Origin of the sequence: Taibaiella lutea (assembly GCF_008629695.1) — a bacterium.
GTDB lineage: Bacteria > Bacteroidota > Bacteroidia > Chitinophagales > Chitinophagaceae > Taibaiella > Taibaiella lutea.
The window spans coordinates 491,530-507,337 of record NZ_VWSH01000001.1 but is presented as its reverse complement, the minus strand read 5'-3'; the positions used below and the strand labels follow the sequence as shown (position 1 = coordinate 507,337).

Here is a 15,808-nt window from a genome sequence, read left to right as displayed (position 1 = left end):
GAATGAATATTGATTTTTTTTGAAATGTGGTTGCAAAAGTAAAACTATTTATGCTCTTATCGGAAAGTTTTGGATTTATGTTGAAAAAAAGGGTGAAGGCAAAAGGACGATTATGGCTTATTTTTATAAACTTTGCAATTCATACTGTTTCCTCATTAATCGGCTTTCGTGAAAAATATCCTTAAGATTTTTACCAATAAATATTTCATTACCGCAATATTGTTTTTGTTGCTGATGGTATTTTTTGACCAGAATGACTGGTTTACGCAACATGCCCGTGTAAAGGAACTGGAAGAAACCCAAAGCAAAATAGACCACCTGAACAATGAGATTGGCAGAATGGATAAGGAACTGAATGATATCAATACAAACAATGCAAAAACGGAGCAATATGCCCGTGAAAAATATCATGAAAAACGCGATGGCGAAGATTTATACCTCATCATCCACGACTCCGCAAAAACCGTGAAGTAAATTTTCACCCCTGCATTAAAGAACATTCTTTTTATTCTGTTGTTATTTAATGGCCTTATCCGGACATCATAATGTCATTTATGAAAGATAATATTATGTAATAGATGCTTGGATGGGAAAAAATAAAATGTAATTTCACATAATAAACATTTTCTTCTTTCGTTTTAGGGTAAATAAATATATTTCAATGGAAAAACATCTACACATTACTATTTCCCAACAATCAATTTCCGACCAACAGACAGACCCTATTGAAGCCATGCAACAGATTCGTATGGAGCAGGATTTCGCAAATGAACTGGCTGTTTTGAAAACTATCAAACTGGAGCCTCGCAAAGAAGCTGTTGAACAATTGTTTCAGATGATAGCCCAACAAAACGTTGCAGAGCATCATTAAACATTTTAACACTTATTTCAAGACTTAATGTATTTGTGAAAATGCATTGGAGTTCTTGTGTAATTTGATTTCATTCCTGAGAAGCAATGATGTTTCTCTGTATTAATCTTCTCCCTTAAAAAGGGGGATTGATTCCTGTCTTTTGCTTCGTACATTAGCACTTTCAAATTATATCTGCAAATTATATGTATCATTTGTTACAACGAGTGTCTGTATTAGCATTTTTATTATTGCCGGTATGGGCAAATGCTCAGACGAGAAAGCAAATAACGCTTGAAGACATCTGGCAAAACGGAACTTTTGCCGCCAAAGACGTACCGGGTTTTAATGCCCTGAAAAATGGCCTGCAATATGCTCAGTTAGACCAGAATGGCTCTGAACAGCAAATAAATATTTACAACCTGAGTAACGGCAAAAAGCTGAAAACCATTTTCAGCAATGATATTAAAGGCGAAATAGGTACAATATCAGGTTATGAACTGAGTAACGACGAGCAAAAGATTCTGTTGTTTACAAAACCCGCTTCTATCTATCGCCGTTCCATTTTGTATAAAGTCTGGGTTTACGATATCCGGACCGGAAAGAAAAAAGTCCTGGATAACGAGGCTGTTTTGCATGCAACCTTTAATCCGCAAGGCACACAGGCAGCTTTTGTAAAAGACAATAATATCTACATTTCAGATTTAAAAACAGGTAATAACGTTGCAGTTACCACCGATGGGGCAACCAACAAGATTATTAATGGTAATTGTGATTGGGTATATGAAGAAGAATGGGAATTTACCCGCGCTTTTGAATGGTCGCCCGATGGCAATACACTCGCTTATTACCGTTTTGATGAAAGCAATGTAAAAGAATACACCATTCCTTTTTATGAAGGCGGCAACTATCCGAGGTTATACACTTATAAATACCCGAAAGCAGGTGAAGACAATTCTGTTGTTACCATTCATTTTTATAATGTAAAAAATGCTCATACAGTTAAAGCTGATATAGGAACCGAAACTGACCAATACATTCCAAGGATTAAATGGACCAACGATCCGGGTGAATTGTGCATTTACAGAATGAACCGTTTGCAAAATAAACTGGAATTATTATTGACCGATGCGCAATCAGGCAATTCTGATGTGATGTACGAAGAAAACAATAAGTACTATATTGAAATCAATGATAACCTCAGCTTTCTTCCCGATGGAAAATCATTCGTTTTCACATCCGAAAAAGATGGCTTCAATCATTTATACAAATGGAATTGGGTTGATAAAAAACTTACCCCGCTGACTAATGGAAACTGGGATGTTGACAAAATAAAAGGCATTGACAAGAAGAACGCCTGTGTTTATTATACAGCCGGCGTCATATCGCCATTGGAAAGGAAATTATATAAAGTTGACCTGACCGGTAAATCATCCGTATGCCTTACCAATGAAAGCGGCACCCATGATATTACACCTTGTGAAGGTTATCAGTTTTTCCTTGACAAATATTCAAGGCTCAATTCAGTACCCGTTTATACCTTAATCAATAATCAGGGTAAAAAAGTGCGTGTGCTGGAAGATAATGCAGCATTGAAAGCAACCATGGAAAAATATGATTTAGGCGTTGTTACCACTTTGCAGATTCCTAACGGCAAAGGCGATATGCTGAATGCCTGGATGATTAAACCGTCCAATTTTGACCCTAATAAAAAATACCCTGTTTTGTTGTATCAATACAGCGGCCCCGGCTCTCAGGAAGTTGCAGATAAATTCCCGATAGGCAATTACTTCTGGCATCAGATGCTCGCAGAGAAAGGCTATATTATTGTATGTGCCGACGGTACAGGAACCGGTGGACGCGGCGAAGCCTTCAAAAAGAAAACTTATCTGGAATTAGGAAAATACGAAAGCGACGACCAGATTGCCGTTGGTAAATTCATGGCAAAGCAGGATTATGTTGACAAAGACAGAATCGGTATCTGGGGTTGGAGCTTTGGCGGATTTATGAGCTCAACCTGCATCATGAAAGGCGCAGATGTTTTCAAGACTGCCGTGGCTGTGGCTCCTGTTACGAACTGGCGTTTTTATGACAATGTTTATACCGAAAGGTATATGCGCACACCCGCCGAAAATGAAAAAGGATACGATGATAATGCACCCGAAAAAATGGCAAATAAATTGAAAGGGAATTTCCTGATGATTCACGGAACCGCAGATGATAATGTCCATTTTCAAAATGCAGTTGCATTAACTGATCAACTCATTAAAGCCAACAAGCAATTTGAAGCTGAATATTATCCTAATAAAAATCACGGTATTTCCGGAGGCATAACGAGGCTGCAACTGTTCAGGAGGATTACAAATTATATTATGGAGAAACTTTAATTAAGACAATTTATAACATTCAATAAAAAATCTCCGTTTTCGGAGATTTTTTATTGAATGCAAGTGAAATAGATTAATGTTTCATATTCGTATTTGACGAATTTCATATCCCATATTGCTTATTTGTTACTATATTTTGCCAGCCATGTCCGACACTTCGACAGTGGCATTCAACAGTCAGTCAGTGGCGTCTAACACCCAAACAGTGGCGTTCAACAGTTAATCAGTGGCGTTCAACAGTCAGACAATGGCGTTCAACAGTCAGACAATGGCGTTCAACACCCTCAACAGTAGGCTTTAACAGCCAAACAGTGGCGTTCAACAGTTAATCAGTGGCGTTCAACAGTCAGACAATGGCGTTCAACACCTGAACAATGGCGTTCAACACCCTCAACAGTAGGCTTTAACAGCCAAACAGTGGCGTTCAACAGTTAGTCAGCGGCGTTTAACACCTGAACAGCAGCGTTCAACAGTCAGACAGTAACGTTCAACAGTCTAACAATGATGCTCAACACTCAGACAATCGTCGGATCCTTAAGGTATTCCAAAAACAATTCCAGCCCTTTCCGGTTTTCCTCGTTCAAATCATATTGTATATTCTCTCTGTAGTAAACCTGTAAATCGTAATAGTCAATCCGGTTTTCTGCTACCACTTCGTCAATATGTGCAAGGCCGTTTTTATTCGCCTCGTTGAATTTTGAGATAAAATCCTCCGGTAAATCCTTATTGGCAACCCATGCCGCAAAGACGAATGGCAAACCTGTAAATGTTTTCCAGTATTCTGCCAGATCGTAAACATATTCAAAATGGGAGTTTTGCTGTAGAGCCCTGTCCCCGATAATTACACCCGCAGTTTTGCCTTTAATAAGCTCAATGTAATTTTCAGGAGCTTGTATAATAGGTACCGCTATTTTCCAGTAATGTTTCAGTAACACCTGCGCCAGGCGAACCGATGTTCTTGACTGGTAATCCAGATAGATGGAATCAATTTCTTCAATGGGAACCCTGCTGTAAATACAAACAGAAGCAACTTTGCCATCGGCCGCAATACCGTAATCAGAAACAATCCTCGCATTCGGAATGGAAGGAATTGCAGCCACCGGAACTAAACCGATATCTACCGTATCCTCACGAAGATGTTGTGCAATCAGCGCCGGATATTCCAGTTGTAAATCTATATCGTTTATTATCGAATGCCTTTCAATTCCATAAAGCAAAGGCTTCGTATTCAGATAACTTACTGCAGAAACTTTTATTTTGCGATTCAAGAGTGTAATTTTGGTCGCAAAGGTACTGAGTAATAGTTGTTAGTCGATAGCGGGCAGTGGATAGTTTTTTCAACGGGCACTTATATGCCTTTATATTGACAATTAATATTACTATCGACTAACAGCTAATGACTATCAACTAACGACTAACAACTAATATCTAAGAATGTCATTAATCATATATACAGACGGGGCATCGCGTGGCAATCCCGGCAGAGGCGGCTACGGAGCAATACTGAAATGGGGCGAAAAAGAAATGGAACTTTCCGAAGGTTTTAAATTAACAACCAATAACAGGATGGAGTTGTTGGCTGTAATCAAAGCATTGGAAGCATTGAAGCGCGATAGCCTGGATATTCAGATTTTTACAGATTCTGAATATGTTGTAAATTCCATTGAGAAAGGATGGGTCTTTGGCTGGGAAAAGAAAAATTTTGCAGGTAAAAAGAACGCTGATTTATGGCAACGGTTCCTGAAAGTATATCGGAAGCACCGCATCAAAATGAATTGGGTAAAAGGGCATGCCAGCAACGTTATGAACAATCGTTGTGATGTCCTCGCGACAAGAGCCGCAGACGGCGGCAATTTGCTTACCGATGAAGTTTATGAAATGGAGTATTATGCGCAGTAAAGCGTTATATTGAATATCAGTTATTACAAAAATCATCCGAAAATATTATCAATTTGAAATATACACTTACCGGTTTACTTCTTTCAATATCCCTTTGCCTTCAGGCACAGAATAATTACTGGCAGCAAAAAGTAGACAACGATATTTCCGTAACACTCGATGATAAGCAGCATCTGCTTCGGGGCCATATCAGTGTGGATTATTACAATCATTCGCCCGATACTTTGAAGTTTATCTATTTTCATTTGTTTCCCAATGCCTATAAAACCGACCGCACCGCTTTTGAAAAGCAGGCTGTGGAAGACGGCAATACATTGCATTATTTCAGTGATGAAAAAGACAGAGGCTATATAGACAGCCTGCATTTTTCTGTAACACAAGACGCCGGAGATATGCAACAGGCAGGTGTTGTAGCTACCAAAGATGATGATATTGTCCGCTTAATCTTACCCGCCCCCCTGGCTCCGGGCGCGCACATTAAGATTGAAACGCCGTTCAAAGTGAAAATTCCGTTGACATTCTCCAGAATGGGTCATGCAAAACAATCTTATCAGATTTCTCAATGGTTTCCCAAGCCTGCAGTGTATGATAAAAAAGGCTGGCATCCGATTCCTTATTTAGATCAGGGAGAATTTTACAGCGAATTCGGTGATTATCATGTAGAGATTACATTACCGGAAAACTATATTGTAATGGGCACCGGAAATATTATGAATGATGCTGAAAATGCGTGGCTTGACAGCCTTTCCCGGCTTCCCCTACCGAAAGTAAGTTATAACTTAAAAGGCACAGAACGATTAACAGATACTACGCTGAACAAAATACCCGCTTCCTCTTCCAATCTTAAAACCATTGTTTTTGAAGAGCAGAACGTTCATGACTTTGCATGGTTTGCAGATAAGCATTGGATTGTCAGGAAAGATACGGTTGCCGTTCCCGGAACAGATAAAACTGTTACAGCTTACACCTGTTTCTTCCCCAATCATCAAAAGGCATGGACCAAAAGCATGGGCCATGTTAAAACAGCCATAAGTGGCTACAGTACTGCTGTAGGTCCTTATCCGTACAAAACCGTAAAAGCAGTGGAAGGCGCGTTAAGCGCAGGTGGGGGCATGGAATATCCGACTGTAACAGTTATAGCTGCATCCAATAACGAAGACGAAGTAAAAGTGGCTATTGTACACGAAGTCGGCCATAACTGGTTTTACGGAATGCTCGGAAGCAATGAAAGGGATTATCCCTGGATGGATGAAGGCATTAATAGCTTTTACGAGCACAAATTTGCAACAGCGCCGCCATCGTTAAAAAGTTTGAAGAAGGATGATAATTATTTTATTTACGCTATGTTGGGCGCCACACATGATTTGATACCTGCTGACACTTCCGCAGCTGTAATGCCGGTTATAAATTACGGTGCCGATATTTATGGTAAGCTCAGTTATTTGTTAGCCTGGCTGGAAGGCTATATGGGTAAAGAAAAATTCAAAGAAGCCATGACCGATTACTTCAATCAATGGCAATACAAGCACCCGCAGCCCGAAGATTTCAGAAAGATTATGCAACAGCATTCCGATAAAAACCTCGACTGGTTTTTTGATGAGGTAATGACAACCACAAAGCCAGTTGATTTTAAGATAGTATCGGTTAATAATAATGATAATGGAAAACCTTCCATTACTATAAAGAACCTTACAAATGTTTCAGGCCCTGTAAAATATAATGTGTATTTCTATGATAAAAAGGCACCTGATGATATTATTACCTCAACTGCATGGACAGAACCTTTTACAGGGACCAAAACATTCCCCGTTTATAAAGAGTCTCCGGCTTATGAATTTAAACAAGTTCAAATCGACGCCGTTGTCCCTGATGCCAATCTGCCAAACAATAACCTTCATACTAAATTCAAGCTGAAACTCTTTGCAGGATTGAATTTAGATACCGTCCGGAAAGTATGGCTTTCCCCGATGGTTGGCTTTAACTACTACGATGGGTTTATGGCAGGCACATTGATTCATAACCTTACCATTCCGCAAAACAAATTTCAATTTGCCGTTGTGCCTTTGTACGCCTTTGGCAGCAAAACTTTTGCAGGAACGGGTTTCATGAGTTATACCAAATATTATGATGATGGCTTATTTCATGATATACAATTTCAGATAAGCGCCAAAACCTTTTCAAGTGACAAAACCAATGTAAATATTGAAAACTACATTTATAACCGCTTCATAAAAGTCGCTCCGGAATTGATTTTCAACTTCCGTAAGCCTTATTGGAGAAGCCCTGTTGAACGTAACTTATCTTTAAAAGCATATTGGATAAGAGAAGACCAGTTTGATTTTACGCAAAACCCGACAGACAGTCTGTATTATCCCTCCAAAGGTGCAGCCGTTGACAATTTCTATGGTCGCGTCCAATACAATTATAATAATCACAGAACCTTTAACCCTTACAGCTATAAACTGGAAGGCCAGATTGGCAAGCAATTCGCTAAACTCAGTGTAGAAGCCAACTTGAGAGTAGATTACTTTCAGAAAAACAAAGCGCTATACATCAGAGCTTATGCCGGTAAATTCTTCAATCTTGCAGATAATGATTTCGATTCCTACAGATACAGGATTGCAGGTACATACAGCGGTCAAAACGATTATTTGTACGATGAAACCTATTTCGGCAGAAACCAGCAATCAGGTTTCTGGTCGCAACAAATCAGCATGAAAGAAGGCGGATTTAAAGTTGCCACGCTGCAATATGCATCGCAATTGGGTTTGACCGATAACTGGCTGTTGGCCGTAAATTTGAAATCAGATATTCCATACATAAAACTACCCGTTCGCCTTTTTGCGGATTTCGGCACATTTGCCGATGCAAAACAGCAGAACCCAAGCGGAGCATCAGTGTTGTTTGATGCCGGTTTAGAGCTTTATATAAGCGATTATCTGAGCGTCTATTTCCCGTTATTATTAAGCACCGATTTTAAAGACTATACTAAATCTGTTTACACAGATAAAAAATTCCTGCGTACCATTACCTTCAGTCTGAATATAGGCAATATCAACTGGTCAAAAATGCCGCCCAAAATATTCGGAATGTAGATTTAATCTGTGGGATAGTATGCTTATCTTTGCAACCTAAAATTTTTGAATATAACAATGTCAACATCGCGCAAACTAATTACCCTTGATGAATTTACGATTCAGCAAACACGTGAATTCCCAAAAGCAACCGGTGAACTTTCGGCCCTGTTGAGAGATATTTCTCTTGCATGTAAACTGATTAATAAACAAGTAAATAAAGCCGGCCTGGTAGATATTATCGGTAAATTCGGAGCAACCAATGTACAGGGAGAAGAGCAAATGAAGCTGGATATCTACTCCGACGAAATGCTTATCAATGTTTTACGCAATAGTAATGACTGCGCCGGTATTGCTTCTGAAGAAAATGATGATTTTATTGCGTTTGACGATGAGTATTCTATTAATTCAAAATATGTAGTGTTGTTTGATCCTTTGGACGGATCTTCAAATATTGATGTGAATGCCTCTATCGGAACCATCTTTTCTATTTACCGCCGTGTTTCTCCATTAGGAGCGCCATGTACTAAAGAAGATTTTCTGCAGCCCGGTAATAAACTGATGGCGGCAGGTTATGTAATTTATGGCAGCAGCACTATGCTGGTTTATGCCACCCGTTTAGGTGTAAACGGCTTTACTTTAGAACCTTCTATCGGTGAATTCTGTTTGTCTCACCCGAATATGGTTTGTAAAGAAAGCGGTAATATATACTCTATCAATCAAGGCAATTCACGTCATTATGATGACGGTATGGTAGCATATCTTGATTATTGCATGGAAATAAATAAAGAAGAAGGCAGGCCATATTCACATCGCTATATCGGTTCTATGGTTGCAGATTTGCACCGTAACCTTATTAAAGGCGGCATTTTTATTTATCCCGGCGATAAGAAAAACCCGAAAGGTAAATTAAGGCTGCAATACGAATGCAATCCGTTTGCATTTATTATAGAAGCTGCCGGCGGTATGAGTACAGACGGTACCGTGCGTACATTGGACATTCAGCCTGTTGAATTACATCAACGTGTTCCAGTTTATGTAGGTTCAAAGAAAATGGTAGAAAAAGCAATGGAATACGTAGCTAAACATCAGGACGTTTCAGCTATTTCTTAATATCGATTTTAATAGTGAAATAGAATATTTGCCAAATCGTAAGGTTTGGCAAATCTTTTTTAAAAAAATAAAATTATGAAAGTATTTATATCAGGTGCTTCCGGTCTGTTGGGCAGTAATTGTTTGAAGTATTTCAAGGATATGAAATGGGATGTAGCAGGTTCCCATTTGTCTTATGCTACAGATAAAACCGTTTTCTATAATACATTGGAACCACAACACCCCGAAAACTTTGATGTCGTAGCGTTTCAGCCTGATGTAATTGTACATTGTGGCGCATTGACACATGTTGATTATTGTGAGACACATCCTGAAGAAAGTTATGAGAAAACAGTAACAAGCACCCGGAACCTTATTGCGCTTTCTAAAAAATGCAACGCAAAATTTGTATTCATTTCTACAGATTATGTTTTTGACGGTAAAAGTGGTCCCTACCGGGAAGATGCTCCTGTAAATCCATTGAGCATTTACGGAAAGCATAAACTCGAGGCCGAAACCTTAGCCTTAAATGAATTGGAAAATACCTTGGTATTGCGTATTACCAATGTTTATGGTGACGAAATAAGAAAGAAAAACTTCATTGCACGTATTGTTGAACAATGCGAACAAGGCAAAAAGCTTACACTTACTTTACCTTACGATCAGTTTGCAAGCCCGACCAATGCCTTTGATATTGCACGTGCCATGTTTATTCTTTTAAAAGATGGCAAATCAGGTATTTATCATATTGGAGGAAGCGATTACATGAACAGGGTGGAACTGGCGCAAAGAGTGCTTACTTATTTTCCCGATGCCGAATATGACCTGCTGCCCGTAAGTACCGAATCTATGAAGCAACCTGCTGCCCGCCCGCTTATCGGAGGTTTCGTAAAAATGAAATTTGCCTCCGAATATCCTGAATTTCTGTTTAGTACCATTGACGAATATCTATCAAATTATCTAAAGAAAGATTAATTAATTGCAATCTTTAAAAGATCTGAATGTTTTCAAATGCCTGGATTTATTAAGATCCGGGCATTTTCGTTTCTATTAAAACCTTGTCTGTACTGCATTTTGAAAGAGGTCGAACGAAAAGCTATTGTTTTTGTTTATAGGTATAAAAATAATTTTGAGACCGAAAAATTAATTAAACGTTTGTTTAGTTCAAACGTTTGTTTAATTTTGCACCGTCGTTATGAATTATAAATGAATTAAAAAATGGAAACAGAATTGAATGATAAGCAACTGCAGATAATGCAGAAGGCCCTGGAGGTCTTTGCGGAGAAGGGGTTTGATTCTGCATCGGTGAGAGATATTGCGCAACGTGCAGATGTGAATGTGGCTATGATTTCTTATTATTTCGGTTCCAAAGAAAAATTACTTGAGGCAATTTTTCTGAACAATACAAATTCAATGAAGGGGAAGATAGAGAATATCATCCATTCCAGAGCACATGGTCCGATGGAGAAAGTTGATTTGCTTATTGATACCTATGTAAACGTAATTATTGAAAACAGGACTTTCCATAGCCTGATGATGAGAGAACAAGTGCTTTTAAAAGACGGGCCGCTTTATACTTACGTCAGAGATATGAAAAGAAGAAACAGAAGCCTTATAGAAGTTGCTGTAAAAGCAGGCCAGAAAGCGGGCATCTTTCAGAAGAATATTGATGTGAGCATGCTTGCCATAACCTTATTTGGAAGCGTTAACCACTTTTTTTCCAATTATAAATTCCTTTGCGAGGATTTTAAGATTAAGCCGACTGACGGAGATTTCGATATTAAGGCGATCGAAAAATTAAAAGGTCATATAAAAATAATGTTCAAAGCTTTTTTAACTTATGGAATATCTAATAAAAAATAAGTTTGCAGCAGTACTGCTCTTCTTATTAGTATCTGCAAACACGATGTTTGCTCAGACAAACCGCAGGCTTTCCTTGCAGGAGGCTGTCCAACTTGGAATAGATAATAGCAAGTCTTTGAAAGTTTCAAGTGCAAAAGTAGATCAGGCAGATGGCGCATTAAGCGAAGCTAAAATGATGCAATATCCTGATTTGAAAGTAAGTGCAAGTTATCTGCGCATCAACTCACCAAACGTTGACCTTAAATTAAAGCTTGGAGGCGGTAGCGACAGCAGCGGTTCCGGCAATAGCGGAGAGTCGCCTAAAATTAATCAGGTAATGTACGGTATGGCAACTGCAAGCCTGCCTTTGTTTTCAGGGCTTCGTATCCGTAATGGTATCGAATCTGCCAAATATCTTAAAAAAGCTGCTGAATTAGATGCACAGAATGATAAAGATGCCTTGATTCAGAATACCATTGCTGCTTATTATAATTTATATAAAGCGCAGGCTGCTGTAAAATTAGTAAATGAAAACCTGAGACAGGCACAGCAAAGAGTTACCGATTTTGCCAATCTGGAAACCAATGGTTTGATTGCCCGCAACGATTTATTGAAAGTTCAGTTACAGGAATCAAATATTGAATTGGCTTTAATGGATGCCGAAAACAACCTGAAGATTTCAAACTACAACATGGATTTGATGTTAGGCATCGACGAAAACACAGTGTTGGAGCTGGATACTACAGATATTGGCCGTGTTCCTAAAATACAACCCATTGAATATTGGGAAAACAGCGCAATGAGCAGCCGTTCAGATTATCTGGCCCTGCAACAACGTCAGCATGCATCAGCAGCAGGTGTTAAAAGCGCTAAAGGAGAATATTATCCTTCTCTTGCTTTAACAGGCGGTTACGTAGCTGCAGATATTCCTAACGCTCTTGTTGTTACCAATGCATTAAACGTAGGTGTCGGCCTTAGCTACAATCTGGCTTCACTATATAAGAATGAATCGAAAGTTAAACAGGCAAAAGCACAGCAAACTCAATTGGAATGGTCTGCAATGCAAATGACAGATGGCATTAAAATGGAGATTCACAGCGCTTATCAAAACTATCTGGAAAGCCTTAAAAAGATAGAAGTATATCAGAAAGCTGTAGATCAGGCAAATGAAAACTATCGTATTACCAAAAATAAATACGATAATTCCCTGGCAACAACAACGGATTTACTCGATGCCGATGTAGCTCAGTTACAGGCTGGTATTAATTTTGAATATGCCAAAGCCGATGCGGTAGTTGCTTATAACAAACTATATGAAACAGCGGGCCTTATTAATGGCATGGCTCCTGCAAATAAATAAAACAATCAACTTTAATTTATCTACTTATAATATTTCAAAATGGCAAATAATCAAACTCAACCTGCAGAAGAAACTAAAAAACCGAAAAGTAACAGGTTCGCAATTGTTTTTGGTGCATTGGTTCTTGTTGGTGGTACTTATGGTACTGTAAAATATATTCATGGCCAGAAACACGAAGAAACAGACGATGCTCAGATAGAGTCATTGATAAGTCCTGTTATTCCACGTGTAGCAGGTTATATCAAGGAAGTAAGAGTTATAGATAATCAGATGGTTAAAAAAGGAGACACGCTGGTTATTCTTGATGATAAAGATTTCGTAATTAAACTGGAAGAAGCTGAAGCGGCCCTTTCTGCTGCACAAAGCAATGCAAGTGTTGCCGGCGCAGGTATCCCTGTGGTAAATGCAAATGTTTCTTCTGCGGAATCAAATATCAACACTGTTGATGCACAGATTGAAGCAGCTAAGGTAAACTTATGGCGTGCTACGCAAGATTACAATCGTTATGCTAATCTTATCAAAGACCATACCATTACACAGCAACAATACGAACAGGCTTCTGCCGCTAAGCAAACTGCAGAACGTCAATTGGATGTTTTAAAAGCGCAGAGACAAAATGCGGCAAGACAAACATCTGCAATCGGCGAACAAAGAAATGTGTATGCAGGTCAGGTAGCAGCAGCCAATGCAAGTATTAAACAACGTCAGGCTGAAATTGATGCTGCTAAATTGAATCTTAGCTATACCGTTATTACCGCTGCTGTAGATGGTCAGGTTTCAAGAGTGAATCTGCAACCGGGACAATTATTACAGGCCGGTCAGTCTTTATTCAATATCGTTCCTGAAAATGCAATCTGGGTTGTAGGTAATTTTAAAGAAACCCAATTGACCAAAATGAAAATCGGTCAGAAAGTTACCGTGAGTGTAGATGCTTATCCTGATAATGATTTTGAAGGCATCGTTACATCATTCAGTCCTGCAACAGGTTCTAAATTTTCTTTATTGCCTCCTGATAATGCTTCAGGCAACTTCGTAAAAGTAGTACAACGTCTTCCTGTTAAGATTGATTTTGTCTACAAAAAAGACGAGAAATTGAAATTGTTACGTGCGGGTATGAACGTTACGGTAGATGTGCATGTAGCAAACTAAAATTATTGGAAAAGAGATTTCGGTTATGTTCGGATAATAAGAGAATTATGTTTGACAGAAGATAATTGTCCATTAGAATCAACCTTGAATTACGGCGAATGTTATAACATTTCCGGAATCTTATTCCATTTTTTCCTTTAAACAGGAATCAATAAAAATATCTATGCAACAAGATTCATTAGTTGAGTACGGTAGCAGGCGGGCCATCATTACGATTACGGCCATCTTGTGTGCTTTGCTTGAAATTGTAGATACCACTATCGTCAATGTAGCCCTTAATAATATGAAGGGTAGCATGGGCGCTACACTTAGTGAAATCGGTTGGGTAATTACGGCTTATGCAATTGGTAATGTAATTATCGTTCCGATGACAAGTTGGTTATCGCAGCAATTTGGCCGCCGGAATTATTTTGCGGCCTCCATTTTACTATTTACCATCTGTTCCTTCCTTTGCGGAAACGCCCACACCATGTGGGAACTGGTTTTATTCCGTTTTCTGCAAGGCGTTGGGGGTGGTGCCTTATTGGTAACCTCTCAGACAATCATTACAGAATCATGGCCTGCCGAGAAACGCGGTATGTCACAGGCAATATATGGTCTGGGTGTTATTATCGGCCCTACTTTGGGACCACCATTAGGTGGTTATATTGTAGAGCATTTTAGCTGGCCCCTCATTTTTTACATAAACATTCCTATTGGTATTATTGCATTGATGCTGACATTGCAATACGTAAGAAGCCCTAAATATTCTGAAAAGAAAACAGCTAAAGAAATTGACTGGTGGGGCATTGCATTTCTTGCTATGGCAGTAGGCTCTCTACAATATGTGTTGGAAAGAGGGCAGGAAGACGACTGGTTCAGTAGTTCTCCCATCGTGATGCTGACAATTACGGCAGTGCTTGGCTTTTACTTTTTTATCTGGCGCGAGCTTACCTTTAAAAACCCTATTGTTGAACTTAGAGTGTTGAAGAACGGTAACCTTAGAATCGGTACCATACTCTCGTTTATCATGGGATTTGGTTTGTATGGTTCTACATTTATTGTGCCGCTTTATTTGCAGACTTCCTTAGGATGGAATGCACAACAGGCTGGTATGATTATGGTTCCGGCAGCTTTGTTGACTGCATTTACCATGCCGATTATGGGAGCCTTATTGCAAAAAGGTGCAAAACCACAGTATCTGGCAGCAATGGGTATGTTCTTGTTTTTTGTTTTTTGTTTATGGGGACATCAAATCATTTCTCCGATGACTTCGGGCGATGATTTCTTTTGGATGATGTTGATGCGTGGTTTGGCAATGGGTATGTTGTTTATCCCTGTTTCCACCATGTCTCTCTCTACATTGAAAGGTCAGGAAATAGGGCAGGGCGCGGCCTTTACAGGTATGATGCGGCAATTGGGAGGTTCGTTTGGTATTGCTATCATTACTACATTTATGACTGTAAGCAACGCTAAATATCGGGATGATCTGGTGTCAAATTACAGATTAGATAACCCGATGTTCCAGCAACAATATAGCGGGACAGTGGCAAATCTGATGAGAAACGGTATGCCTCCTAATCTGGCTCAATCTGCTGCCTATCAGATGTTGAATGGAAAAGCCATGGGACAGGCTTCTGTTCTGACTTACATGGATGTATTTCTTTATATCGGTATCATGTTCCTTATTTGCGTACCTTTTATATTGATGATTAAAACAGGTAAAGAAAAAGTTGATATGAGTGAGGCAATGCACTAATATAAGTTGTCGCATTACGATGAAATTTTTATAGAATTATAACCTTAAATGATTCGTATTCCTTAAAAATAGAATTACTTTTGCTCAAAATTTTAAAAGATGAAATACGCTACTTTTTCATATAGTGTGCATTACAATAACCGCAAAGTTAAAAGTGGTATTGCTCCATACAGAGGCGAAGATTTAAACGAAGAAGCCTTTACTGAATTTGTTGAGGAATATTTTTCAGGCGCACCCGAAAGTTATAATCTCATTGAGGTAAAACTTGAAAAAGAATTTGCAGATGAAGAAGCCTGGATTAAAGGCATAATTGACATGGATTCTTTCCGTTATCTTCAAAAAGTAAATGGTTATGCGGGCGAAGTTGTTATGAAATATTTCAGTAAATAAGCCTTTAAAAATATATTGAGACATCCG

Annotated in this window: 13 protein-coding genes; 12 read left to right on the top strand and 1 reads right to left on the bottom strand. The window is 38.9% G+C overall.

Features of this window, described 5'->3' with window-relative positions:
* Window positions 1-168: 168 nt before the first annotated feature.
* From F0919_RS02145 to F0919_RS02135, 3 genes are all read left to right on the top strand, one after another.
* The gene (locus F0919_RS02145) at window positions 169-474 is read left to right on the top strand and encodes an FtsB family cell division protein (protein ID WP_150031068.1); all 306 of its coding nucleotides are present in this window, start codon (window positions 169-171) and stop codon (window positions 472-474) included.
* 187 nt (window positions 475-661) lie between these two features.
* Window positions 662-871: a hypothetical protein gene (locus F0919_RS02140; RefSeq protein WP_150031067.1), complete on the top strand. Its 210-nt coding sequence runs from the start codon at window positions 662-664 to the stop codon at window positions 869-871.
* 206 nt (window positions 872-1,077) lie between these two features.
* Window positions 1,078-3,237 (top strand): S9 family peptidase, encoded by a 2,160-nt coding sequence (locus F0919_RS02135; RefSeq protein ID WP_190277231.1) that lies wholly within the window; start codon window positions 1,078-1,080, stop codon window positions 3,235-3,237.
* A gap of 515 nt (window positions 3,238-3,752) precedes the next feature.
* On the opposite strand, the gene F0919_RS02130 is transcribed toward F0919_RS02135, so the two are convergent.
* Window positions 3,753-4,505 carry a menaquinone biosynthetic enzyme MqnA/MqnD family protein gene (locus tag F0919_RS02130; protein WP_150031065.1) on the bottom strand — a complete coding sequence of 251 codons (753 nt, stop codon included), beginning with the start codon at window positions 4,503-4,505 and terminating at the stop codon, window positions 3,753-3,755.
* Window positions 4,506-4,671: 166 nt separating this feature from the next.
* Here F0919_RS02130 and rnhA point away from each other — a divergent pair, with 166 nt between their 5' ends.
* From rnhA to F0919_RS02085, 9 genes are all read left to right on the top strand, one after another.
* A complete protein-coding gene (rnhA, locus tag F0919_RS02125) occupies window positions 4,672-5,136 on the top strand; it encodes a ribonuclease HI (RefSeq protein ID WP_150031064.1) in 465 nt (154 codons plus the stop codon).
* A gap of 53 nt (window positions 5,137-5,189) precedes the next feature.
* Window positions 5,190-8,231, top strand: coding sequence for a M1 family metallopeptidase (locus tag F0919_RS02120; protein ID WP_150031063.1), 3,042 nt, complete (start codon window positions 5,190-5,192; stop codon window positions 8,229-8,231).
* A 57-nt stretch (window positions 8,232-8,288) separates the two neighbouring features.
* Window positions 8,289-9,323, top strand: coding sequence for a class 1 fructose-bisphosphatase (gene fbp, locus F0919_RS02115; protein ID WP_150031062.1), 1,035 nt, complete (start codon window positions 8,289-8,291; stop codon window positions 9,321-9,323).
* A gap of 75 nt (window positions 9,324-9,398) precedes the next feature.
* Complete coding sequence (locus F0919_RS02110; RefSeq protein WP_150031060.1) at window positions 9,399-10,277, top strand: SDR family oxidoreductase; 879 nt, start codon at window positions 9,399-9,401, stop codon at window positions 10,275-10,277.
* Between the two features lie 243 nt (window positions 10,278-10,520).
* Complete coding sequence (locus F0919_RS02105) at window positions 10,521-11,165, top strand: TetR/AcrR family transcriptional regulator (RefSeq protein ID WP_150031059.1); 645 nt, start codon at window positions 10,521-10,523, stop codon at window positions 11,163-11,165.
* Complete coding sequence (locus F0919_RS02100) at window positions 11,143-12,504, top strand: TolC family protein (protein WP_150031058.1); 1,362 nt, start codon at window positions 11,143-11,145, stop codon at window positions 12,502-12,504. The genes F0919_RS02105 and F0919_RS02100 overlap by 23 nt, the downstream gene beginning before the upstream one ends.
* Window positions 12,505-12,543: 39 nt before the next feature.
* Window positions 12,544-13,653: an HlyD family secretion protein gene (locus F0919_RS02095; RefSeq protein WP_150031056.1), complete on the top strand. Its 1,110-nt coding sequence runs from the start codon at window positions 12,544-12,546 to the stop codon at window positions 13,651-13,653.
* A 163-nt stretch (window positions 13,654-13,816) separates the two neighbouring features.
* A complete protein-coding gene (locus F0919_RS02090) occupies window positions 13,817-15,391 on the top strand; it encodes a DHA2 family efflux MFS transporter permease subunit (protein WP_150031054.1) in 1,575 nt (524 codons plus the stop codon).
* 99 nt (window positions 15,392-15,490) lie between these two features.
* Window positions 15,491-15,781 (top strand): hypothetical protein, encoded by a 291-nt coding sequence (locus F0919_RS02085; protein WP_150031053.1) that lies wholly within the window; start codon window positions 15,491-15,493, stop codon window positions 15,779-15,781.
* Window positions 15,782-15,808: the final 27 nt, after the last annotated feature.